Genomic DNA, 19,410 nt, shown 5'->3' with positions numbered 1-19,410 from the left:
GCCGGGTGCTGTTCGACCAGGCCGCGCTGGCCGCCGGTGACAGCCTGAAGGATCCGGGTGCCTATGTGGCGCGCTTGAACAAGCTGCTGCTGGAGCTGTCTGCCTGATCTCCCGGCCGCTGCGCTCGCCGAGCATCGCGCGGCGCTACCGCACGCCCCCCATCCACACGGGCCCTGACGGGCCCGGTGGTAATCTACCCCCTGATCTAAAGCCGTTACCCGCCAATGCTCAGTTTCTTCCGCCGCAAAAAAGCCCAGGACGCCTCGCAGGTCGATGCGCCCAAGACCCAGCACTATTCGGCTGAAGAGCTCGCCGCTGCGTTTCCTTCGGCCAGGCCGGTGCAGCCGCCGGAGCCGGTCGTCGTGCCGCCGGCGGAGGCCCCTGCACCCATAGCGGAAGCCGCGCCGCCGCCGCTTGCCCAACCGCCTGCAGCCGCGCCCGTCGTTACCCCGGCACCTGCCCCTGCACCTGCCGCCCCCGTGGCCGCCCCCGTGGCCGCGCCCACGCCGGAACGCGTGCTGGCGCCAGAAGATTTCGAAGCCGAAGCCCTCGCCGCCGCCGCGGTACTGGCGCCGCTGGCCCCGGTTACCCCGGCACCGGCACCGGCTGCCCCCGCCGCCGATCTGCCCGTGCTGGTCGATGCCGAGCCCGCCCCGGCCGGCAGGACCGGTTGGCGCGAGCGCCTGCGCAACAGCACGTTCGCACGCAGCTTCGGTGGCCTGTTCTCGCGCAATCCCAAGCTCGACGATGACCTGCTGGATGAGATCGAGACCGCCTTGATCACTGCGGACGTGGGCGTCACCGCCAGCACGACCCTGGTGGAAAGCCTGCGCAAGCGCATGAAGTCGCGCGAGTTCGCCGATGCCAATGCGCTGCTGGCCGCCCTGCGTGCAGACCTGATCGCCATCCTGAAACCGGTCGCCCAGCCGTTGCTGATCGACCGCAACGCAAAGCCGTTCGTGGTGCTCACCGTGGGCGTCAACGGCGTCGGCAAGACCACCACCATCGGCAAGCTGGCCAAGCGCTTCAAGGACGACGGCCACAGCCTGATGCTGGCCGCCGGCGATACCTTCCGCGCCGCGGCCGTGGCGCAGCTGCAGGCCTGGGGCGACCGCAACGGCGTCACCGTGATTGCCCAGGGCCAGAACGCCGATGCCGCATCGGTGGCCTTTGATGCGCTGCAGGCCGGCAAGGCGCGTGGCACGTCCGTGCTGATCGCCGATACCGCCGGGCGCCTGCACACCCAGTCCGGCCTGATGAACGAGCTGGGCAAGATCCGCCGCGTGCTCGGCAAGATCGATCCCGGCGCGCCGCATGAAGTGCTGATGGTGATCGATGGCACCACCGGCCAGAACGCACTCTCGCAGCTGCGCCAGTTCAACGCGGCGGTGAATGTCACCGGCCTTGTGGTGACCAAGCTGGACGGCACCGCCAAGGGCGGGGTGGTGTTCGCGCTGGCCCAGGAATTCGGCATCCCGATCCGCTTCGCCGGCATCGGCGAGCGCCCGGAAGACCTGCGCGTGTTCGATCCGGAAGCCTTCGTCGACGCGTTGCTGCCCGAAGCACTGGGCAGTGCCTGAGGCCGCCACCGCGATTGCGGCCACGCCCCCGCAGGCGTCGGCCGCCGGCGGTGATGACCGGTTCGTCGCGCGGCTGCTGCGCTGGTTCGACCAGCACGGTCGCCACGACCTGCCCTGGCAGCACCCGCGCACGCCATACCGGGTGTGGCTGTCGGAGATCATGCTGCAGCAGACCCAGGTCGCTACGGTCATTCCGTACTTCCTCAAGTTCCTGCACCACTTCCCCACCCTGCCCGACCTCGCCGCGGCCGACAACGATGCGGTGATGGCGCAGTGGGCCGGGCTCGGCTATTACGCCCGCGCACGCAACCTGCATGCCGCCGCCAAGCGCTGCGTGGACGCCCACGGTGGCGAGCTGCCGCGTGATTTCGAAGCGCTGCACGCACTGCCGGGTATCGGCCGCAGCACCGCCGGGGCGATCCTCAGCCAGGCCTGGGACGATCCGTTCGCCATCCTCGATGGCAACGTCAAGCGCGTGCTGACCCGCTACCACGGCATCGAAGGATTCCCCGGCCTGCCGGCTGTCGAGCGGCCGCTGTGGACGTTGGCCGAAGCGCACGTGGCCCACGTACCAGCCGGACGGATGGCCGATTACACGCAGGCACAGATGGACCTGGGTGCGACGTTGTGCACCCGCAGCCGACCGGCCTGCGTGATCTGCCCGCTGCAGGAGCACTGCGTGGCGCGCCGCGATGGACGTACCGCCGAACTGCCGACGGCCAAGCCGGGCAAAGTGCTGCCGGAGCGGGAAGCGATGGCCCTGTGGCTGCGCGACGGACACGGGCGCGTGCTGCTGCAGAAGCGCCCGGAGACCGGCATCTGGGCGTCCCTGTGGACCCTGCCGCAGGCCGACAGCGGCATGGCGCTGCAGGCGTGGTTCGATGCGAACGTGGACGGCGCACTGGAAGATGCCGAGGAACTGCCCGTGCTGCAGCACACCTTCAGCCACTACCGGCTGCACCTGCAGGTACTGCGCACGCGCGTGGAGGGCCTGAAACACGCGCATCCGATGCTGCGCTGGGTGGCGGCCGAAGACCTGCCCACGCTGGGCCTGCCCGCGCCCATCCGCAAGCTGCTGCAGGCGCGCTGAGCGCACGCACCCGGTGGCACCGAGCCATGCTCGGCGGCTCTTGGCCGGGAGCCTCACGATGCCTGACCAAGGCCGCCGAGCGTGGCTCGGCGCTACACTATCGCTTCGAATACGAGTACCTGCCCATGCCCCGCACCATTTTCTGCCAATACCAGCAAGCCGACGCCGAAGGCCTCGATTTCGTGCCCTACCCCGGCGAGCTCGGCCAGCGCATCTTCGCCAACATCGGCAAGCCGGCCTGGAGCGCGTGGCTGGCCCACCAGACCATGCTGATCAACGAAAACCGACTGTCGCCGCGCGATCCCAAGCACCGCGCGTTCCTGGAGGAAGAACTGGTGAAGTACCTGTTCGCCGGCAATGCGGAAAAGCCCCCGGGCTTCGTGCCCGAAGCCTGATCATTCCTGGCGCGCTTCGACCCGGGCATGCCGAAGCTGCTGCTCTGAAGCGCGCAGCGCCTTGACGTCCAGCGGGCGGATACTGCCGATGTAACACGGCATCTGCGGCCCCGGGCCCGGCCCGCGCACCAGCACTTTGTCCAGCCGCGCCGATACCCGCCCCACCCGGCTGGTCAGCCCGATCGCCTGCGCGTACGGCAGGTCCGGGCACGGCCCGGTGAGCTCCAGCAGGAACGCCTGGCCCGGACGGGTCCAGACCGCCAGTGCGCTGTCGCCCAGTTCGTTCCAGCCGTTCAGGCTGCCCTGGAAGGGCATGTCACCCTGCGGCGCACCGGCGTGGGCGCGGTACAGCGCCAGCCGCTCATTGCTGCTCAATCGCCCGCTGCTGGCACAGGCCGCAAGGCTGACGCACAGGAAAACAAGGATCAGGCGTTTCATGGCAGGATTCCATGGGGATCAAGCCGATGATGCAACCGCGCCCGTGAACCCGGTAGTGGCGGGGCCCGGGGGGCGACAGGCCAAAAACGCCCCCGGCCCGCCCCAACCCCGCCACCGAGGGGCCGTCCCCCGGGTTGGGCCGGCCGCGGCCCGTCAACGGCACCCGCCGGCCCGCGGCCGTCACTACCCGTCAAACGTCGGCGCGGGCCAGTGCGTGCAGCTTGCCTTCGCGCAGTTCCAGCACACGGTCCAGCTTGCGCGCCAGGCTGCGGTCATGGGTGACCAGCACCAGCGAGGTATGCCGCGCGCGGTTGAGTTCCAGCATCAGCTCGAACACGGTGCCGGCGGTGCGGTCATCCAGGTTGCCGGTGGGTTCGTCGCCGAGCACGCAGGCCGGCTGGTTGACCAGTGCGCGGGCCACGGCGGCGCGTTGGCGCTCGCCACCGGACAGCTCACCGGGCTTGTGCTGCAGGCGATGGCCGAGGCCGACCGACTCCAGCAGCTGCCGGGCGCGGTCAGTGGCCGCGGCCACTTCACCACCGCCGAGCAGCACCGGCATCATCACGTTTTCCAGCGCGGTGAACTCCGGCAGCAGGTGGTGGAACTGGTACACGAAGCCCAGCGCGCGATTGCGCAGCAGGCCACGCGCGCCATCGGACAGCGTGGACATCTGCTGGCCGGTGACGAACACCTCGCCCGCGCTCGGCGTGTCCAGCCCGCCCAGCAGGTGCAGCAGCGTGCTCTTGCCTGCACCGGAGGCACCGATGATGGCCACGGTTTCGCCGGCGCTGACCTGCAGGTCCAGGCCATCGAACACCGGCGTATGCATCCGGCCTTCGGCATAGGTCTTGCCCAGCGCCTGCGCGCGGATCACTTCCTGGCCGGGAGAGAAAACCTCATTCATAACGCAGTGCCTCCGCGGGCTGGGTGCGGGCGGCGCGCCACGCCGGGTACAGGGTGGCCAGGAAGCTCATCAACAGCGCCACCACGGTGATCACCACGATGTCGGCGGTCTGCATGTCGGTCGGCAGGCCGGTGATGTAATACACGTCTTCCGGCAGCAGCTTGACGTTGAACACCGCCTCGATGGCACCGAGGATGCGTTCCAGGTTGAGGGTCAGGGTGATGCCGCCGATCACGCCGGCGACGGTGCCGATGATGCCGATCAGCGAACCCTGCACCATGAACACCCCCATCACTCCGCCCGGGGTCAGCCCCAGCGTACGCAGGATGGCGATGTCGGCCTGCTTGTCGGTCACCAGCATCACCTGCGAGGACACCAGGTTGAAGGCGCCCATCGCGATGATCAGCGACAGCAGGATGCCCATCACCACCTTCTCCATGCGCAGCGAGTGGTACAGGTTGGCGTTCTGCTGGGTCCAGTCACTGACCCGGTAGGCACCGCCCAGGCGCTGCGCCAGGTCCACCCCGACGGTGAGCGCCTGGTCCATGTCATGCAGCTTCAGGCGCACGCCGGTGGCGCCGTCGATGCGCAGCACGCGTTCGAGGTCCTTCATGTTGGCGAACGCCACGCCGCGGTCGATCTCGTTGTAGCCGGCTTCGAAGATGCCGCTGACGGTGAACCGCTTCATGCGCGGGATCGCGCCCATCGGCGTGCCCTGCACTTCGGCCAGCGTCGCCACCACCTGGTCACCGACGTCCACGCCCAGCCAGGTCGCCAGCTCCTGGCCGAGGATGATGTTGTAACTGCCCTGCGTGAGGCTGTCGAAGTGGCCCTTCTTCATCTTCTCGGCAACCACCGAGACCTTCGGCTCCATCGCCGGGTCAACGCCCTGCACCAGCGCGCCCTGCACGCGCGGGCCACTGATCATCGCCTGGATCTCGATGTACGGCGCGGCACCGGCCACGCGCGGATCCTGGTAGGCCACGTCCACGGCGCGCTGCCAGTCGCTCATCGGCTCGCCGTCGCGGCTTATGGTGGTATGCGCGGACATCTGCAGCAGGCGGTCGCGGATTTCCTTCTGGAAGCCACTCATCACCGCCAGCGTGGTGATGAGCACCGTCACGCCCAGCGCGATGCCGAGGATCGATGCCATCGAAATGAAGGAGATGAAGCCGTTGCGGCGCTTGGCCCGCAGGTAGCGCAGGCCGATGGACACGGGAATGGGTTTGAACATGCAGGTGCGCCAATAGATTCAGCGTATGGTGCCACCTACGGCGGCTTACGGGAAACCTGCCGTGCACGGACGGCCAGACGCAGTTCACGTCGTTGGCCGGGAGACAGCACATCCGGCCAGAAAAGCAGCACGCCCCGTTTTCCCGGTCCCTGCCAGCGCAACTGCAGCCACGGGCCGCGTACGTGCAGCGCAGGGTCTTCCAGCTCCAGTCCGTCCAGCAGCAGGGGGCGCGGCGCATCCTGCAGCCAGAGCACGCGACAGGGCGTCCGCAGCCGCCGCCACAGCAGCACCGCCTGCACCAGCCAGCACAGCAGCACCGCCGGCGGCTGCAGCCGCACCGGCACCCCACTGGCGCCGATCAACCACGGTGCGGCCAGCAACACCACCGCCTCGGCCGCGGCCTGCAGCCGTGACGGGCGCCACTCAAGCCTTGAGGGCGCGGATCCGGTCGAGCAAGGGGACGGCGTGTGCATGCGGGCAGGCCTCGTAACCCATGAACCACCGCCACAACGTATCGTCCTCGCAATCGAGCAGGAACAGGAAAACCTCGCGCTCTTCAGCCGGTGCCGTGGCCCACTCACGGTCAAGGTAATGCTCGAACAGCTGGTCCAGCTCGCGCATGCCGCGGCGGCAACGCCAGCGCAGCTTCTTCAACAGGATCGCTTCGTCCATCGTCATTCCCGGATAACGCAACGCCGAGCTGGGCTCGGCGTCGCGGGGTACTTCAAGGCAACCACACCACTCAGGCGCGGCGGGCCATCATCAGCTTCTTGATCTCGGCGATCGCCAGCGCCGGGTTCAGCCCCTTCGGGCAGGTCCGTGCGCAGTTCATGATGGTGTGGCAGCGGTACAGCTTGAACGGATCTTCCAGATCGTCCAGGCGCGCACCGGTGTCCTCATCACGCGAATCGATGATCCAGCGGTAGGCCTGCAGCAGGATCGCCGGGCCCAGGTAGCGCTCGCCGTTCCACCAGTAGCTCGGGCAGCTGGTGGAGCAGCACGCGCACAGGATGCACTCGTACAGGCCGTCCAGCTTCTTGCGGTCTTCCGGCGACTGCAGGCGCTCGCGGTCCGGCGGTGCCGGGGTCTGCGTGCGGATCCACGGCTTGATCGACGCGTACTGCGCGTAGAAGTGGGTCAGGTCCGGCACCAGGTCCTTGACCACGCTCATGTGCGGCAGCGGGTAGATCGGCACTTCGGCCTTGCCGCAGTCGGCGATGGCGCGGGTGCAGGCCAGCGTATTGGTGCCGTCGATGTTCATCGCGCACGAACCGCAGATGCCCTCGCGGCACGAACGACGGAAGGTCAGGGTCGGATCGATCTCGTTCTTGATCTTGATCAGCGCGTCCAGGACCATCGGACCGCACGCGTCGAGGTCGATCTCGTACGTATCGGTACGCGGGTTGCTGTCGTCGTCCGGACTCCAGCGGTAGACCTTGAAGGTGCGCAGGTTCTTCGCGCCGCCGGCGGCGGGGAAGTGCTTGCCCTTCGTGATCTTTGAATTCTTCGGCAGGGAAAACTCGGCCATGGCTGCTCTCGTTGGCTCAGGCGGCCCGCGCCGTCAAGGCGCGGATTGCATGGTAGGCGGGGATCGCGATCAGTACACGCGCGGCTTCGGCGGCACCACGTCGACCTCGTCGGTCAGCGTGTACATGTGCACCGGACGGTAATCGAAGCTGCACTTGCCCTTGTCGTCGACCTTGACCAGCGTGTGCTTGTGCCAGTTGACGTCGTCGCGGTCCGGGAAGTCTTCGTGCGCGTGCGCACCACGGCTTTCCTTGCGCTGCTCGGCCGAGTTGATCGTCGCCACTGCATTGAGCAGCAGGTTGTTCAGCTCGTAGGTTTCGATCAGGTCCGAGTTCCAGACCAGCGAGCGATCGCTGACCTTGACGTCCTGGAACGAATCGAAGATGCCGGCCATCTTCTCGCAGCCTTCCTTCAGCGTCTGGCTGGTGCGGAACACGGCGGCATCGGCCTGCATGGTGCGCTGCATGTTGTCGCGGATCACCGAGGTCGGCGTATCGCCCTTGGCGTAACGCAGCTTGTCCAGCAGGCCCAGCGCCTTGTCGCAGGCATCGGCCGGCAGCGGCTTGTGCGCAGCGCCCGGCTTGATCGTCTCGGCGCAGCGGTTGGCCACCGCGCGACCGAACACCACCAGGTCCAGCAGCGAATTGGAACCCAGGCGGTTGGCGCCATGCACCGAGACGCAGGCCGCTTCGCCGATGGCGTACAGGCCCGGGATCACCGCATCGGGGTTGTCGCCGTCGATGCGCACCACTTCGCCATGGAAGTTGGTCGGGATGCCGCCCATGTTGTAGTGCACGGTCGGGATGACCGGGATCGGCTGCTTGTGCACGTCCACGCCGGCGAAGATGCGCGCGCTTTCGGCGATACCCGGCAGCTTGTCGTCGATCACGCCCGGGCCGAGGTGGGTCAGGTCGAGCAGGATGTGGTCCTTGTGCTCGCCGACGCCGCGCCCTTCGCGGATTTCCACGGTCATTGAACGCGCGACCACGTCACGCGATGCCAGGTCCTTGTAATGCGGTGCGTAGCGCTCCATGAAGCGCTCGCCGCTGCTGTTGCGCAGGATGCCACCTTCGCCGCGCACGCCTTCGGTGATCAGGCAGCCCGCGCCGTAGATGCCGGTCGGGTGGAACTGCACGAACTCCATGTCCTGCATCGCGATGCCCGCGCGCATGGCCAGGCCGCCGCCGTCACCGGTGCAGGTGTGGGCCGAGGTGGCGCTGAAGTACGCACGGCCGTAGCCGCCGGTGGCCAGCACCACGCCCTGGGCGCGGAACAGGTGCAGCGAACCTTCGGCCATGTCGATGGCCAGCACGCCGCGGCAGGTCCCGTCTTCGTCGAAGATCAGGTCCAGCGCGAAGTATTCGATCATGAAGCGCGCGTCGTGCTTCAACGACTGCTGGTACAGCGTGTGCAGCATGGCGTGGCCGGTACGGTCGGCCGCCGCGCAGGTACGCTGCGCCGCCGGGCCTTCGCCGTACTTGGTGGTCATGCCGCCGAACGGGCGCTGGTAGATCTTGCCCTCTTCGGTACGGCTGAACGGCACGCCGTAGTGTTCCAGCTCGATGATCGCCGGGATCGCCTCGCGGCACATGTACTCGATGGCGTCCTGGTCACCCAGCCAATCCGATCCCTTGATCGTGTCGTAGAAGTGGTAGCGCCAGTCGTCCTCGCCCATGTTGCCGAGCGCGGCGGAGATGCCGCCCTGGGCGGCAACGGTGTGCGAACGGGTCGGGAAGACCTTGGTCAGGCACACGGTCTGCAGGCCCTTGGCAGCCAGTCCGAAGGTCGCGCGCAGGCCGGCGCCGCCGGCGCCCACCACGACCATGTCGTACTTGTGTTCGGTGATCTTGTAAGCGGACATCTACTCTGTATTCCTGTCTTGGTGCCTGGGTTCAGGCCGCGCCGAGCGCGATGCGGACCACAGCGAACACACTGACGATGGCGCCGAGCACGGCGATGAACTTCACCGTGGTCTGCAGCGCGACGGCCAGCAGCGAATTATGGATGTAGTCCTCAAGGACCACCTGCAGGCCGATCTGGGCATGCCAGAACATGGCCACCAGGAACCCGACCACCAGGATCGCATTCCACGGCTTGGCGACGGCGGCCATGGCGGTCGCATGGTCGTCGCCCATCAGGCCGACCACGAACACCAGGAACCAGATCGACAGCACGACCAGCGCGGTGGCGGTCAGGCGCTGGTTGACGAAGTGTTCGGTGCCGGTCTTGGCGGCACCCAGGCCACGCACGTTCTTCAGCGGGGTGCGGAAACGGGTCATGCGGCACCTCCGGCAAGCAGCACGTAGCCGAACACCAGTGCGGTGAGGAGCAGCGAGCCGATCACCGAAATCCACGCGCTGCGCACGAACGAGGGAATGCTCATGCCGATGGCGAAGTCCTGGCACATGTGGCGGATGCCGTTGAGCAGGTGGTAGGCGAAGGCCCAGGTCCATCCGAACAGGATGAGCTGGCCGTACCAGGCACCGGCGTGGTCGGTGAAGCAGGTCCAGGACGCGGGACCCATCATCAGGGCGAGCAGGCCGCCGGCAATGATCAGGGCGCCCACCGACAGGATGATGCCGGTGGCTCGATGCAGGATCGAGGCAACCATCTGGATCTGCCAGCGGTACACCTGCAGGTGCGGGGATAGGGGACGTTCTCTGCTCGCCATTCGCTGGGCTCGTTGTCTCGGCTGGGCGGCACAATGCCGCGTTGGCTCAATGCTGGATCAGAAATCGATGCAGCGTCCGTTTTTCTCCCAGTCACCGTAGCGCACCGGATCAAGTCCGCCGCGGCCACCGTATTCCTTCTGCTCGGCAGGCATGCCTTCGGGCGCGGGCGCCGTCGGATCCAGCGGAGCTTCAGATTCGGTATCGGGTGTGGGGGTTGTTTGGCCTATCATCAGGATTCTCGCAACGCACAAATTCTAGACCTCGTTCACGTGCCTGACAACCTTTCCCCCGATTTAGTTGCACATGCCCTGCTGGAAGACCGCCAGTTGGTGACCCTTTCCGGACCCGATGCGGTCGCGTTCGCGCAGGCGCAGTTTTCAAGTGACGTGAGCGCGCTGAGCGATTCGCATTGGCACTGGAGTGCGTGGTTGACCGCTAAAGGCCGCACTATCGCGGTGTTTCAGCTCATCCGGCTCAGTTCCGATGCACTTCTGCTGGTCTTCGCTGACGGCGACGCAGATGAGATTGCTTCGCAGTTGCAGCGTTTCGTGTTCCGTCGGAAAGTGAAAATCACGCGCCGCGACGATCTTCAGGTGCGGGCTGCTTTCGCTGCGCCGCAGGCCGCGGTCGGCGCAGCCGTGGCCGGTTCGCTGGAAGAAACGCTGGAACTGGACCTTGGCGGAGCGGATCTACCGCGGGTGGTGCGCATTGCCCCGACGGTCGCCGACATCAAGACGGCGGACGCCGATGCGGCATTGACCGCCGCGTGGCGCCAGGCCGACCTGCAGCTGGGCCTGCCCCGGCTGGTGCCGGGCCAGCGCGAACACTGGACCCCGCAGCAGCTGGGACTGGACCGGCTGAACGGTTACAGCGTCCGCAAGGGCTGCTACCCCGGCCAGGAAATCGTCGCGCGCACGCATTTCCTGGGCAAGGCCAAGCGGGCGTTGCAGCTGCTGCAGCTGTCGGCGCCCGCCCAGCCCGGCGCCAGCGTGGAGCAGGACGGCAGCGTGCTGGGCAGCATCGCCAGCGTGGCCGATGGGCTCGCACTGGCGGTGTTGCCGCTGGAAACCAGCGATGGGGCGCTCAGCGTGGGCGGCGAACCGGCGCAGCGGCTGCCGCTGCGCGATGGCCTGGCGCGCTGACCGCGCTTGGGTAGTGACGACCGCTGGTCGTCATGCAGCCTGCTGACGGCCAGCGGCCGTCACTACCGATGTGGCTGACGGCCAGCGGCCGTCACTACCGGAATCAGGCGCCCAGGCGTTCGCCGGTTTCCGCATCGAAGAAGTGCAGCGCATTGGGCTGCACGGCCAGCTTCAACGTCTCGCCCACTGCCGGCAGCGCACGCGGCGCCACCCGCATGGTCAGCGCATGCTGGCCGCTGACCAGGTTCACGAAGATTTCGTTGCCTACCGGCTCGATGCCTTCGATGCGCGCATCGAACGTCCATTCGGCACCGGCGTCGGCCGGCTGCAGGTGCTCCGGGCGCACGCCCACCGCGATCGGCTTGTCCAGCCAGCGCGGATCGATGGTCGCCTGGCCCAGCGGCGCCGTCCAGTCACCGTCGCGGACCACCACACCGGCCGCACTGCCCTGCAGGATGCCACGCAGCACGTTCATCGCCGGGCTGCCGAGGAAGCCCGCCACGAACAGGTTGGCCGGGCGGTCGTACAGCTCCATCGGCGTGTCGATCTGCTGGATCACGCCGTCCTTCAGCACCACGATGCGCTGGCCCAGGGTCATCGCTTCGACCTGGTCATGGGTAACGTAGATCATCGTGGTGCCCAGCTTGCGGTGCAGCTGTGCGATTTCGGTGCGCACGCTGTGGCGCAGCTTGGCATCCAGGTTGGACAGCGGCTCGTCCAGCAGGAACACCGCCGGCTCGCGCACCAGGGCGCGACCCAGCGCGACGCGCTGGCGCTGCCCGCCGGACATGGCCTTGGGCAGCTTGTCCATCATGTCGGTCAGGCCCAGCGTCTGCGCCGCTTCGCTGATGCGCTTGTCGATGGTGGCCTTGTCATGGCCGCGCAGCTTCAGCCCGAAGGCCAGGTTCTCGGCCACGGTCATGTGCGGGTAAAGCGCGTAGCTCTGGAACACCATGGCGATGTCACGGTCTTTGGGCGCCACGTCGTTGACCACGCGCTCGCCGATGGTCAGCGTACCGCCACTGATCTCTTCCAGCCCGGCGATCATCCGCAGCAGGGTCGACTTGCCGCAGCCCGACGGCCCGACCAATACCATCAGCTCGCCATCGGCGACCTCGAAGGTAGCGTCCTTCACCGCGACCTGGCCGTTGTCGTAGACCTTGCGCACACCCTGCAACTGCACTTTTGCCATTTCACTCTTCCAGTCCGCCCGTCACCGGGGCTGTTGCACGTGGACTGCCTTCGGCCCTCCCGACGGCAGTGTTTTTGCCTCAGTGCCGCATGACGGCGCCAATGCAATCGAATACAGTTGCACATTCTGCCATGTAAACGTTTTCACGTGGCAGTATCCCTAGGTCGCAACGCATCATCTGCGTCACGATGTACGGACAGTACCCCGCCCGCCCGTGGCGGGTCGTATCGGCAGACGCCGGATGGCCCGTTGCAGCAGGCGGACAAAGCAGTGCCAAACCTTCCCCGGAACCCAGCCAGGCAGCGATTGACAACGATGTCACCCGGATCTGAAACTCGAGCGATGCACGATACCCTCTTCCTGTTCGGCGCCACTGGCGATCTGGCCCAGCGCTATCTCTTCCCTTCATTGCTGCGCCTGCTTGGCGACGGCCTGTTGCCGGAAGACTTCAAGGTCCGCGCCCTGGCGCTCTCACCGCATGACACCGCAGCGTTCCGGGACATCCTGCGCCCGCGCCTGCAGCAGGCCATGCCCCTGGCCACCGCCGAGGACATCGCCTCGCTGCTGCAGCGCATCGACTACCGTTCGGTGGACCTGCGCAATGCCGACTCGGTGGCCGAAGCAGTGTCCGACCTGGTCGACCGCCGCTGTGTCAGCTACCTGGCCATTCCGCCGGGCCTGTACATCTCCACCTGCGAAGGCCTGGCCAAGGGTGGCGCGCTGGCGGCACCGCACCGTCTGATGCTGGAGAAGCCGATCGGCAGCGACAGCGAAAGTGCCGAGCAGATCATCGGCACCATCGGCCAGTGGATCGACGAAGACCGCGTGTTCCGCCTGGACCATTACCTGGGCAAGGCGGCGGTGCAGAACCTGATCGCGCTGCGCTTCGGCAATACGCTGCTGGAAGCGGTGTGGAACCGCAACTACATCGAATCGGTGCACATCCTGGTGTCCGAGAGCGAAGGCGTGGACGGCCGCGATGCCTACTACGCACGCTCCGGCGCGCTGCGTGACATGGTGCAGAGCCATATCCTGCAGCTGCTGTGCCTGGTGGCGATGGAGCCGCCGGCATCGCTGGAAGCCGATCGCATCCGCGATGAGAAGGTCAAGGTGCTGCGCTCGCTGCGTCCGCTGGATGCCAGGCACGCCGCGCGTGACAGCGTCCGTGGCCGCTATACCGCCGGCACCATCGACGGCCAGCCGGCCCAGGCCTACCAGCCACCGGAAGGCAGCGACGTGGAGACCTTCGCCGGCGTCACCGCGCATATCGACAACTGGCGCTGGAGTGGTGTGCCGTTCCACCTGGTCACCGGCAAACGCCTGCCCGAACGCACCAGCCGCGTGGTGGTGACGCTCAAGCCGGTCACCCACTGGCTGTTCGAACGCCCGCACCGTGGCCAGGCCACGCCGAACCGACTGGTGTTCCAGCTGCAGCCACAGGAAAACATCGAACTGGGCCTGATGAGCAGCCTGGCCGGGCCGGAATGGGGCGCGCTGGAACTGCAGCCGCTGGAACTGGAGCTGTCCGTACCGACCGGCCTGCACCGCCGCATCGCCTACGAACGGCTGTTCCTGGATGCCTTCAACGGCAACCATGCGTTGTTCGTGCGCGATGACGAAGTGCGCGCGGCCTGGCAGTGGATCGACAGCGTGGCCGATGCCTGGAAGGACGCCGCGCTGCCGCTGCAGCCCTACCCTGCCGGTTCGTGGGGCCCGGACGCCGCGGCCGGCTTCCTGCCCGGCGACGTCGATGGCAGCAACGCCGGGGACAAGGCATGACGGTGCTGGCGCAGCCGATCCTGGTCGCCGACATCGGCGGTACCAACGCGCGGTTCGCGCTGGCGGACACCGCGCATGACACGCCGCTGCTGGAAGACAGCATCCGCGAATTCCCCGTGGTGGACTTCCCTTCGCTCGGCGATGCCGCCCGCCACTACCTGCAGGAAGTGGGCGCCGAAGCCAGCCGCGGCGTGTTCGCGGTGGCCGGCCGGGTGGACGGCGATGAAGCGCGCATCACCAATCATCCCTGGGTGATCTCGCGCAGCCGCACCGCCGCCATGCTCGGTTTTTCCGAGCTGCACCTGATCAACGATTTCGCCGCCCAGGCGATGGCCATTTCGCTGCTGCAGCCCAAGGATGTGGTGCAGATCGGCGGCGCCAGCTGGAGCCCGCGACGCCGCGGTGCGCCGGCCAACTACGGCGTCATCGGTCCGGGCACCGGGCTGGGCGTAGGCGGCCTGGTGATCCGCAACGACCGCTGCTTCCCGCTGGAAACCGAAGGCGGCCATGTCAGCTTCCCGCCGGGCACGCCGGAAGAAATCCGCATCCTGGAAATCCTCTCGGAAACCTTTGGCCGGGTCTCCAACGAACGCCTGATCTGCGGCCCCGGCCTGGTCAACCTCCATCGCGCCGTATGCGAGATGGCCGGTTTCGACCCGGGCCACCTGAAGCCGGCCGACGTCACCGCACGCGCCGGCGCGGGTGATCCGCAGGCGATGCGCGCGGTGGACCTGTTCTGCGCGATCTTCGGTGCGATCGCCGGCGACCTGGTGCTGATCCAGGGGGCATGGGACGGCGTGTTCCTGACCGGCGGACTGGTGCCGCGCATGCTGGAATCGCTGCAGCATTCCGGTTTCCGCCAGCGCTTCGAACACAAGGGGCGTTTCTCTTCGATCATGGGCCGGGTTCCGTCACTGGCGGTGATCCATCCCAATCCGGGCCTGCTGGGCGCGGCGGCATATGCCGTCGACGCCGAGTGCGCCGTTGCTGGAGCTGCTTGATGCCCACTGCGTTTTCCTCCGACCGTGTCGAATTCATCGCCCACCGCGAGGCCGATGGCTGGATCGAAGCGGTCGCCGCCGACATGGCGAAGATCCTCACCACCGATATCGCCGAGCATGGCCGGGCGCGCATGCTGCTGTCCGGCGGTACCACGCCGGCGCCGGTGTACCAGGCGCTGGCCGAACTGGACGTGCTGTGGGACCGCGTTGAAGTGAGCCTGGCCGATGAGCGCTGGCTGTCGCCGCAGGATCGCGACAGCAACGCGCACCTGGTCCGCGAGAGCTTCCTGAAGCGCGCCGAAGGGGCTCATTTCGATCCCCTGGTGCGCATCGGCAAACCGTTGCCGGAGTGCGTCTATACCGCCAACCTGCAGGCCCAGTACAGCCTGCCACCGAGCGTGGTGGCGCTGGGCATGGGCAATGATGGGCATACCTGCTCGCTGTTCCCGGGCTCGCGCGACCTGCCGCGCGCGCTGGAAAGCACCCTGCCCTATGCCGCACTGGACGCAACCGGCTGCCCCGGCTCGAACCAGTGGCCGCTGCGCATCACGCTGACCCCGCACGGCCTGCGCGCCTGCCGCCAGCGCCTGCTGCTGCTGCGTGGCAAGCAGAAACTGGAAGTGCTGCAGCACGCACTGGACAGCAACGATGTCCAGCAGTACCCGATCCTCGCCGCCATCGACCAGCCCGGCCCGCGCCTGCGCGTGCACTGGGCCGACTGATCCGACGTTCCCTCTCGCCACCTCTTCCACGCTGGTAGCCAATGAGTCTGCATCCGCAACTGCACGCCATCACCGAGCGCATCGTGCGCCGCAGCGCCGCTTCGCGCGCCGCTTACCTGGCCGGCATCGACGCCGCCCTGCGCGATGGCCCGTTCCGCAGCCGCCTGAGCTGCGGCAACCTTGCCCACGGCTTCGCCGCCTGCGGTGGCACCGACAAGGGCCGCCTGCGTGGCGGGGTGACGCCGAACCTCGGCATCATCACCTCCTACAACGACATGTTGTCGGCGCACCAACCGTTCGAGACCTATCCCGAGCAGATCCGTGAGATCGCCCGCGAATGGGGCGCGACCGCGCAGGTGGCCGGCGGCGTGCCGGCGATGTGCGACGGCGTGACCCAGGGTCGCGGCGGCATGGAGCTGTCGCTGTTCTCGCGCGATGTCATCGCCCAGTCCACCGCCATCGGGCTCAGCCACGACATGTTCGATGCGGCGATCTACCTCGGCGTGTGCGACAAGATCGTGCCGGGCCTGCTGATCGGCGCGCTGGCATTCGGCCACCTGCCCTCGGTGTTCGTGCCGGCCGGCCCGATGACGCCGGGCATTCCGAACAAGCAGAAGGCCGAAGTGCGCGAGCGCTATGCCGCCGGCGAAGCCACCCGCGAGGAACTGCTGGAAGCCGAAGCGGCCTCCTACCACGGCGCGGGCACCTGCACGTTCTACGGCACGGCCAACTCCAACCAGGTGCTGCTGGAAGCGATGGGCGTGCAGCTGCCGGGCGCCTCGTTCGTCAACCCCGAACAGACCCTGCGCGGCGCGCTGACCCGCGAAGCGACCGTGCGTGCGCTGGAAATGACCGCGCTGGGCGATGACTACCGCCCCATCGGGCGGATCATCGACGAGCGCGCGATCATCAACGCGATCGTCGCGCTGATGGCCACCGGCGGCTCCACCAACCACACCATCCACTGGATCGCGGTGGCCCGCGCCGCCGGCATCGTGGTGACCTGGGACGACATGGACCAGCTGTCCCAGCTGATCCCGCTGCTGACCCGCGTGTACCCGAACGGCGAGGCCGACGTGAACCGCTTCGCGGCCGCCGGCGGCCCGGCCTTCGTATTCGGCGAGCTGATCCGCGCCGGGCTGATGCACGGTGACATCGTCACCGTGGCACGCGGCGGCATGGCCGACTACGCGCGCGAACCGCGCCTGCAGGACGGCCAGGTGGTCTGGGTGGACGGCATCATCCGCAGCGCTGATGAAGACGTCGCGCGCGGCGTGGACAGTCCCTTCGAAAGCCAGGGCGGGCTGCGCCTGCTGCGCGGCAACCTGGGTCGTTCGCTGATCAAGCTGTCGGCGGTCAAGCCGCAGTACCGCAGCATCGAAGCCCCTGCGGTGGTCGTGGATGCGCCGCAGGTGCTCAACAAGCTGCATGCCGCCGGCCTGCTGCCGCAGGACTTCGTGGCCGTGGTGCGTTACCAGGGGCCGCGCGCCAACGGCATGCCGGAACTGCATTCGCTGGCACCGCTGCTGGGCCTGCTGCAGAACCAGGGCCGGCGCGTGGCGCTGGTGACCGATGGCCGCCTGTCCGGCGCGTCGGGCAAGATTCCCGCAGCGATCCACATGACCCCGGAAGCGGCGCGTGGCGGCCCGTTGGGCAAGCTGCGCGAGGGCGACATCATCCGCCTGGATGGTGAAGCCGGCACCTTGGAAGTGCTGGTCGACGAGGCCGAATGGGCGGCGCGTACGCATGCGCCGAACACCGCACCGGCGGCCAACGATCTGGGACGCAACCTGTTCGCGGTCAACCGCCTGGTGGTGGGGCCGGCCGACCAGGGCGCGATCTCGATTTCGTGCGGGCCGGCGGCGGCCGATGGCAGTGCGTGGGATTACGATGCGGAATATGAGCTGGGGCATGATGCCGCGGCGGCGGCAGCGCCACATGAGGCGAAGGACGCCTGAGGCGCAGTGCGCGGCGGGTTGGTCGGCTGGCGGTGGCGGTGGGAATGCCGCCGCCAGGACCCGCCGTGAACCCATCCATGGGGGGCTCGCACTCGCGCGTCGTGCGCGAGAGCGGTCCTGCCGGCGGCATTCCCACCGCCACCTCGGACACACGTCGGCGCATCCAAGCGTCGCAGACAAATAAAAAGGAAAAGCAGGGCATGAGCATTCAGCAGCATCAGGTGCGGGCGGCGGAATTGTTGACGGCGGCGGGGATCCTGCCGGTGGTGACGGTGAATACAGTGGATCAGGCGCGGGCGGTCAGTGCGGCGCTGCTGGAAGGCGGCTTGCCGGCCATCGAGCTGACCCTGCGCACGCCGGTGGCGATGGAAGCGCTGGCGATGCTGAAGCGCGAGCTGCCGGGCGTGGTGGTCGGCGCGGGCACGGTGCTGACGGTGGAGCAGATGCAGCAGTCCATCGATGCCGGTGCGGATTTCCTGGTGACCCCGGGAACGCCGGCACACATGGCCGATGCACTGGCCGCCGCGCCGCTGCCGGTGGTGCCCGGTGCGGCGTCGCCGACCGAACTGCTGGCGCTCCATGCGCGCGGTTTCCGGGTCTGCAAGCTGTTCCCGGCCACGGCGGTGGGTGGGCTGGCGATGATCAAGGGCCTGGCCGGGCCGGTGCCGGACCTGAAGCTGTGCCCGACCGGTGGCATCACCGAAGACAGCGCCGCGGAGTACCTTGAGCAGAAGAACGTGGTCTGCATCGGCGGTTCGTGGATGGTGCCGGGCAACTGGATCGCCGACGGAGCGTGGGACAAGGTGCGCGATGCGGCCGCCGGTGCGGCGAAGATCGTGGCGCGGGTGCGCGGCCGCTGAGGGGTAGCGCCGAGCCATGCTCGGCGGGGGTAAAAATGTGACGACCAACGGTCGTCACCCAGCGCCCACCACCTCCCACCCCCATCGCGGTTACATCGGGCGTGCGGGGTCCACCAGGCCGTACTGGCTGGCCATGCGGGCCAGTGCGATGTTGTCGTGGATTCCCATCTTTTCGAACAGGCGCGCCTTGTGCGTGTTGATGGTCTTGGCGCTCAGGCTGAGCCGGCGCGCGATGTCTTCCTGGCGCAGTCCCTGGGTCAGCAGCAGGGCCACTTCCAGTTCGCGCGGCGACAGGCTGTCGAACGGCGAGGCGCTGCCTTCCACGGTGGACAGGGCCAGGTTCTGCGCGATGTTGCTGCCCAGGTAACGCCGCCCCAGTGACGCATCACGGACCGCGCGCAGCAGTTCCTGCGCGTTGCAGCCTTTGCTGATGTAGCCCGATGCACCGGCTTCCAGCAGGCGCTTGGGCATCGGCCCGTCTTCCAGCACCGACACGATGACGACCCGCGTGGCCTCCTGGCCGCGCACGATCCGTTCGGTGACTTCCAGCCCGCTGACGCCCGGCAGGTGGAGATCGCACAGCACCACGTCCGGTTTCAGTTGCCGGACCTCGCGCAGCGCGTCTTCGCCGCACTCCGCCTCGCCGATGACCTCCATATCGGTTTCGCCGGACAGGATCATCTTCATCCCGGTGCGGACCAGCGCGTGGTCATCCACCAGATAGACACGAATCGTCATGCATCTTCCCCTTTCACTACCGCTTCCGACTTCCACGGTAGGTACCGGGAAGAGGTCCCACAAGCGCAGTTCCCGACACCTTGTTCCGAATTGCGGCGGGAATCACATTGCCCCGGCTCTGGCATTCCGGGGACCGCCATGATTGGTCCTTTAAGATCAATATAGCCTATTAACGGCC

21 protein-coding genes are annotated in these 19,410 nt (G+C 67.6%); 9 read left to right on the top strand and 12 right to left on the bottom strand.

Features of this window, described 5'->3' with window-relative positions:
- Positions 1-224: 224 nt before the first annotated feature.
- The 3 genes from ftsY (at position 225) to ABE522_RS14750 (ending at position 3,065) form a co-directional block, all read left to right on the top strand.
- Entirely contained in the window at positions 225-1,580 is a 1,356-nt protein-coding gene (gene ftsY / locus ABE522_RS14760; protein WP_346592339.1) for a signal recognition particle-docking protein FtsY, read from the top strand.
- Between the two features lie 13 nt (positions 1,581-1,593).
- Complete coding sequence (gene mutY, locus ABE522_RS14755) at positions 1,594-2,670, top strand: A/G-specific adenine glycosylase (RefSeq protein ID WP_346592341.1); 1,077 nt, start codon at positions 1,594-1,596, stop codon at positions 2,668-2,670.
- A 125-nt stretch (positions 2,671-2,795) separates the two neighbouring features.
- A complete protein-coding gene (locus ABE522_RS14750) occupies positions 2,796-3,065 on the top strand; it encodes an oxidative damage protection protein (RefSeq protein ID WP_042614005.1) in 270 nt (89 codons plus the stop codon).
- On the opposite strand, the gene ABE522_RS14745 is transcribed toward ABE522_RS14750, so the two are convergent.
- The 10 genes from ABE522_RS14745 to ABE522_RS14700 all read right to left on the bottom strand — a co-directional run bounded on the left by ABE522_RS14745 (position 3,066) and on the right by ABE522_RS14700 (position 10,070).
- Entirely contained in the window at positions 3,066-3,503 is a 438-nt protein-coding gene (locus ABE522_RS14745) for a DUF6491 family protein (protein WP_346592338.1), read from the bottom strand.
- Between the two features lie 190 nt (positions 3,504-3,693).
- Complete coding sequence (gene lolD, locus ABE522_RS14740) at positions 3,694-4,407, bottom strand: lipoprotein-releasing ABC transporter ATP-binding protein LolD (RefSeq protein WP_346592337.1); 714 nt, start codon at positions 4,405-4,407, stop codon at positions 3,694-3,696.
- Positions 4,400-5,641: a lipoprotein-releasing ABC transporter permease subunit gene (locus tag ABE522_RS14735; protein ID WP_346592336.1), complete on the bottom strand. Its 1,242-nt coding sequence runs from the start codon at positions 5,639-5,641 to the stop codon at positions 4,400-4,402. The genes lolD and ABE522_RS14735 overlap by 8 nt, the downstream gene beginning before the upstream one ends.
- A 35-nt stretch (positions 5,642-5,676) precedes the next feature.
- Positions 5,677-6,024: a hypothetical protein gene (locus ABE522_RS14730; protein WP_346592335.1), complete on the bottom strand. Its 348-nt coding sequence runs from the start codon at positions 6,022-6,024 to the stop codon at positions 5,677-5,679.
- Between the two features lie 40 nt (positions 6,025-6,064).
- Positions 6,065-6,313 carry an FAD assembly factor SdhE gene (locus tag ABE522_RS14725; RefSeq protein ID WP_346592334.1) on the bottom strand — a complete coding sequence of 83 codons (249 nt, stop codon included), beginning with the start codon at positions 6,311-6,313 and terminating at the stop codon, positions 6,065-6,067.
- 70 nt (positions 6,314-6,383) lie between these two features.
- Positions 6,384-7,169: a succinate dehydrogenase iron-sulfur subunit gene (locus ABE522_RS14720; protein ID WP_346592333.1), complete on the bottom strand. Its 786-nt coding sequence runs from the start codon at positions 7,167-7,169 to the stop codon at positions 6,384-6,386.
- A 69-nt stretch (positions 7,170-7,238) separates the two neighbouring features.
- Entirely contained in the window at positions 7,239-9,029 is a 1,791-nt protein-coding gene (gene sdhA / locus ABE522_RS14715; RefSeq protein ID WP_312680916.1) for a succinate dehydrogenase flavoprotein subunit, read from the bottom strand.
- 31 nt (positions 9,030-9,060) lie between these two features.
- The gene (sdhD, locus tag ABE522_RS14710) at positions 9,061-9,447 is read right to left on the bottom strand and encodes a succinate dehydrogenase, hydrophobic membrane anchor protein (protein ID WP_346592332.1); all 387 of its coding nucleotides are present in this window, start codon (positions 9,445-9,447) and stop codon (positions 9,061-9,063) included.
- Positions 9,444-9,839 carry a succinate dehydrogenase, cytochrome b556 subunit gene (sdhC, locus tag ABE522_RS14705; RefSeq protein WP_346592331.1) on the bottom strand — a complete coding sequence of 132 codons (396 nt, stop codon included), beginning with the start codon at positions 9,837-9,839 and terminating at the stop codon, positions 9,444-9,446. The genes sdhD and sdhC overlap by 4 nt, the downstream gene beginning before the upstream one ends.
- Before the next feature lie 57 nt (positions 9,840-9,896).
- Entirely contained in the window at positions 9,897-10,070 is a 174-nt protein-coding gene (locus ABE522_RS14700; protein WP_346592330.1) for a DUF1674 domain-containing protein, read from the bottom strand.
- Between the two features lie 39 nt (positions 10,071-10,109).
- On the opposite strand from ABE522_RS14700, the gene ygfZ reads away from it, so the two are divergent.
- Complete coding sequence (gene ygfZ / locus ABE522_RS14695) at positions 10,110-10,982, top strand: CAF17-like 4Fe-4S cluster assembly/insertion protein YgfZ (RefSeq protein WP_346592329.1); 873 nt, start codon at positions 10,110-10,112, stop codon at positions 10,980-10,982.
- A gap of 103 nt (positions 10,983-11,085) precedes the next feature.
- On the opposite strand, the gene ABE522_RS14690 is transcribed toward ygfZ, so the two are convergent.
- Positions 11,086-12,174, bottom strand: coding sequence for an ABC transporter ATP-binding protein (locus tag ABE522_RS14690; protein WP_346592328.1), 1,089 nt, complete (start codon positions 12,172-12,174; stop codon positions 11,086-11,088).
- Between the two features lie 342 nt (positions 12,175-12,516).
- On the opposite strand from ABE522_RS14690, the gene zwf reads away from it, so the two are divergent.
- From zwf to eda, 5 genes are all read left to right on the top strand, one after another.
- A complete protein-coding gene (gene zwf, locus ABE522_RS14685) occupies positions 12,517-13,953 on the top strand; it encodes a glucose-6-phosphate dehydrogenase (protein ID WP_346592327.1) in 1,437 nt (478 codons plus the stop codon).
- Positions 13,950-14,954, top strand: coding sequence for a glucokinase (gene glk / locus ABE522_RS14680; RefSeq protein WP_346592326.1), 1,005 nt, complete (start codon positions 13,950-13,952; stop codon positions 14,952-14,954). Before zwf ends, glk begins: the two co-directional genes overlap by 4 nt.
- A complete protein-coding gene (pgl, locus tag ABE522_RS14675; RefSeq protein ID WP_346592325.1) occupies positions 14,954-15,676 on the top strand; it encodes a 6-phosphogluconolactonase in 723 nt (240 codons plus the stop codon). The genes glk and pgl overlap by 1 nt, the downstream gene beginning before the upstream one ends.
- 41 nt (positions 15,677-15,717) lie before the next feature.
- Positions 15,718-17,634: a phosphogluconate dehydratase gene (gene edd, locus ABE522_RS14670; RefSeq protein ID WP_346592324.1), complete on the top strand. Its 1,917-nt coding sequence runs from the start codon at positions 15,718-15,720 to the stop codon at positions 17,632-17,634.
- Between the two features lie 200 nt (positions 17,635-17,834).
- Complete coding sequence (gene eda / locus ABE522_RS14665; protein WP_346592323.1) at positions 17,835-18,494, top strand: bifunctional 4-hydroxy-2-oxoglutarate aldolase/2-dehydro-3-deoxy-phosphogluconate aldolase; 660 nt, start codon at positions 17,835-17,837, stop codon at positions 18,492-18,494.
- 90 nt (positions 18,495-18,584) lie between these two features.
- On the opposite strand, the gene ABE522_RS14660 is transcribed toward eda, so the two are convergent.
- Positions 18,585-19,232 (bottom strand): response regulator, encoded by a 648-nt coding sequence (locus ABE522_RS14660; RefSeq protein ID WP_346592322.1) that lies wholly within the window; start codon positions 19,230-19,232, stop codon positions 18,585-18,587.
- Positions 19,233-19,410 lie beyond the last annotated feature (178 nt).

This window comes from Stenotrophomonas lacuserhaii (assembly GCF_039674585.1).
GTDB lineage: Bacteria > Pseudomonadota > Gammaproteobacteria > Xanthomonadales > Xanthomonadaceae > Stenotrophomonas > Stenotrophomonas pennii_A.
This window is presented reverse-complemented; position numbering and strand designations above follow the sequence as displayed.

What these genes read in the sequence shown, in the direction of transcription:
- glk (WP_346592326.1), top strand. Translation starts at nt 13,950, where the DNA reads ATGACGGTGCTGGCGCAGCCGATCCTGGTCGCCGACATCGGCGGTACC.
- ABE522_RS14690 (WP_346592328.1), bottom strand. Translation starts at nt 12,174, where the DNA reads ATGGCAAAAGTGCAGTTGCAGGGTGTGCGCAAGGTCTACGACAACGGC.
- ABE522_RS14725 (WP_346592334.1), bottom strand. Translation starts at nt 6,313, where the DNA reads ATGGACGAAGCGATCCTGTTGAAGAAGCTGCGCTGGCGTTGCCGCCGC.
- lolD (WP_346592337.1), bottom strand. Translation starts at nt 4,407, where the DNA reads ATGAATGAGGTTTTCTCTCCCGGCCAGGAAGTGATCCGCGCGCAGGCG.
- sdhA (WP_312680916.1), bottom strand. Translation starts at nt 9,029, where the DNA reads ATGTCCGCTTACAAGATCACCGAACACAAGTACGACATGGTCGTGGTG.
- ABE522_RS14700 (WP_346592330.1), bottom strand. Translation starts at nt 10,070, where the DNA reads ATGATAGGCCAAACAACCCCCACACCCGATACCGAATCTGAAGCTCCG.
- ftsY (WP_346592339.1), top strand. Translation starts at nt 225, where the DNA reads ATGCTCAGTTTCTTCCGCCGCAAAAAAGCCCAGGACGCCTCGCAGGTC.
- sdhC (WP_346592331.1), bottom strand. Translation starts at nt 9,839, where the DNA reads ATGGCGAGCAGAGAACGTCCCCTATCCCCGCACCTGCAGGTGTACCGC.
- ABE522_RS14660 (WP_346592322.1), bottom strand. Translation starts at nt 19,232, where the DNA reads ATGACGATTCGTGTCTATCTGGTGGATGACCACGCGCTGGTCCGCACC.
- edd (WP_346592324.1), top strand. Translation starts at nt 15,718, where the DNA reads ATGAGTCTGCATCCGCAACTGCACGCCATCACCGAGCGCATCGTGCGC.
- ABE522_RS14745 (WP_346592338.1), bottom strand. Translation starts at nt 3,503, where the DNA reads ATGAAACGCCTGATCCTTGTTTTCCTGTGCGTCAGCCTTGCGGCCTGT.
- ABE522_RS14720 (WP_346592333.1), bottom strand. Translation starts at nt 7,169, where the DNA reads ATGGCCGAGTTTTCCCTGCCGAAGAATTCAAAGATCACGAAGGGCAAG.
- eda (WP_346592323.1), top strand. Translation starts at nt 17,835, where the DNA reads ATGAGCATTCAGCAGCATCAGGTGCGGGCGGCGGAATTGTTGACGGCG.
- pgl (WP_346592325.1), top strand. Translation starts at nt 14,954, where the DNA reads ATGCCCACTGCGTTTTCCTCCGACCGTGTCGAATTCATCGCCCACCGC.
- ABE522_RS14735 (WP_346592336.1), bottom strand. Translation starts at nt 5,641, where the DNA reads ATGTTCAAACCCATTCCCGTGTCCATCGGCCTGCGCTACCTGCGGGCC.
- sdhD (WP_346592332.1), bottom strand. Translation starts at nt 9,447, where the DNA reads ATGACCCGTTTCCGCACCCCGCTGAAGAACGTGCGTGGCCTGGGTGCC.
- zwf (WP_346592327.1), top strand. Translation starts at nt 12,517, where the DNA reads ATGCACGATACCCTCTTCCTGTTCGGCGCCACTGGCGATCTGGCCCAG.
- ABE522_RS14750 (WP_042614005.1), top strand. Translation starts at nt 2,796, where the DNA reads ATGCCCCGCACCATTTTCTGCCAATACCAGCAAGCCGACGCCGAAGGC.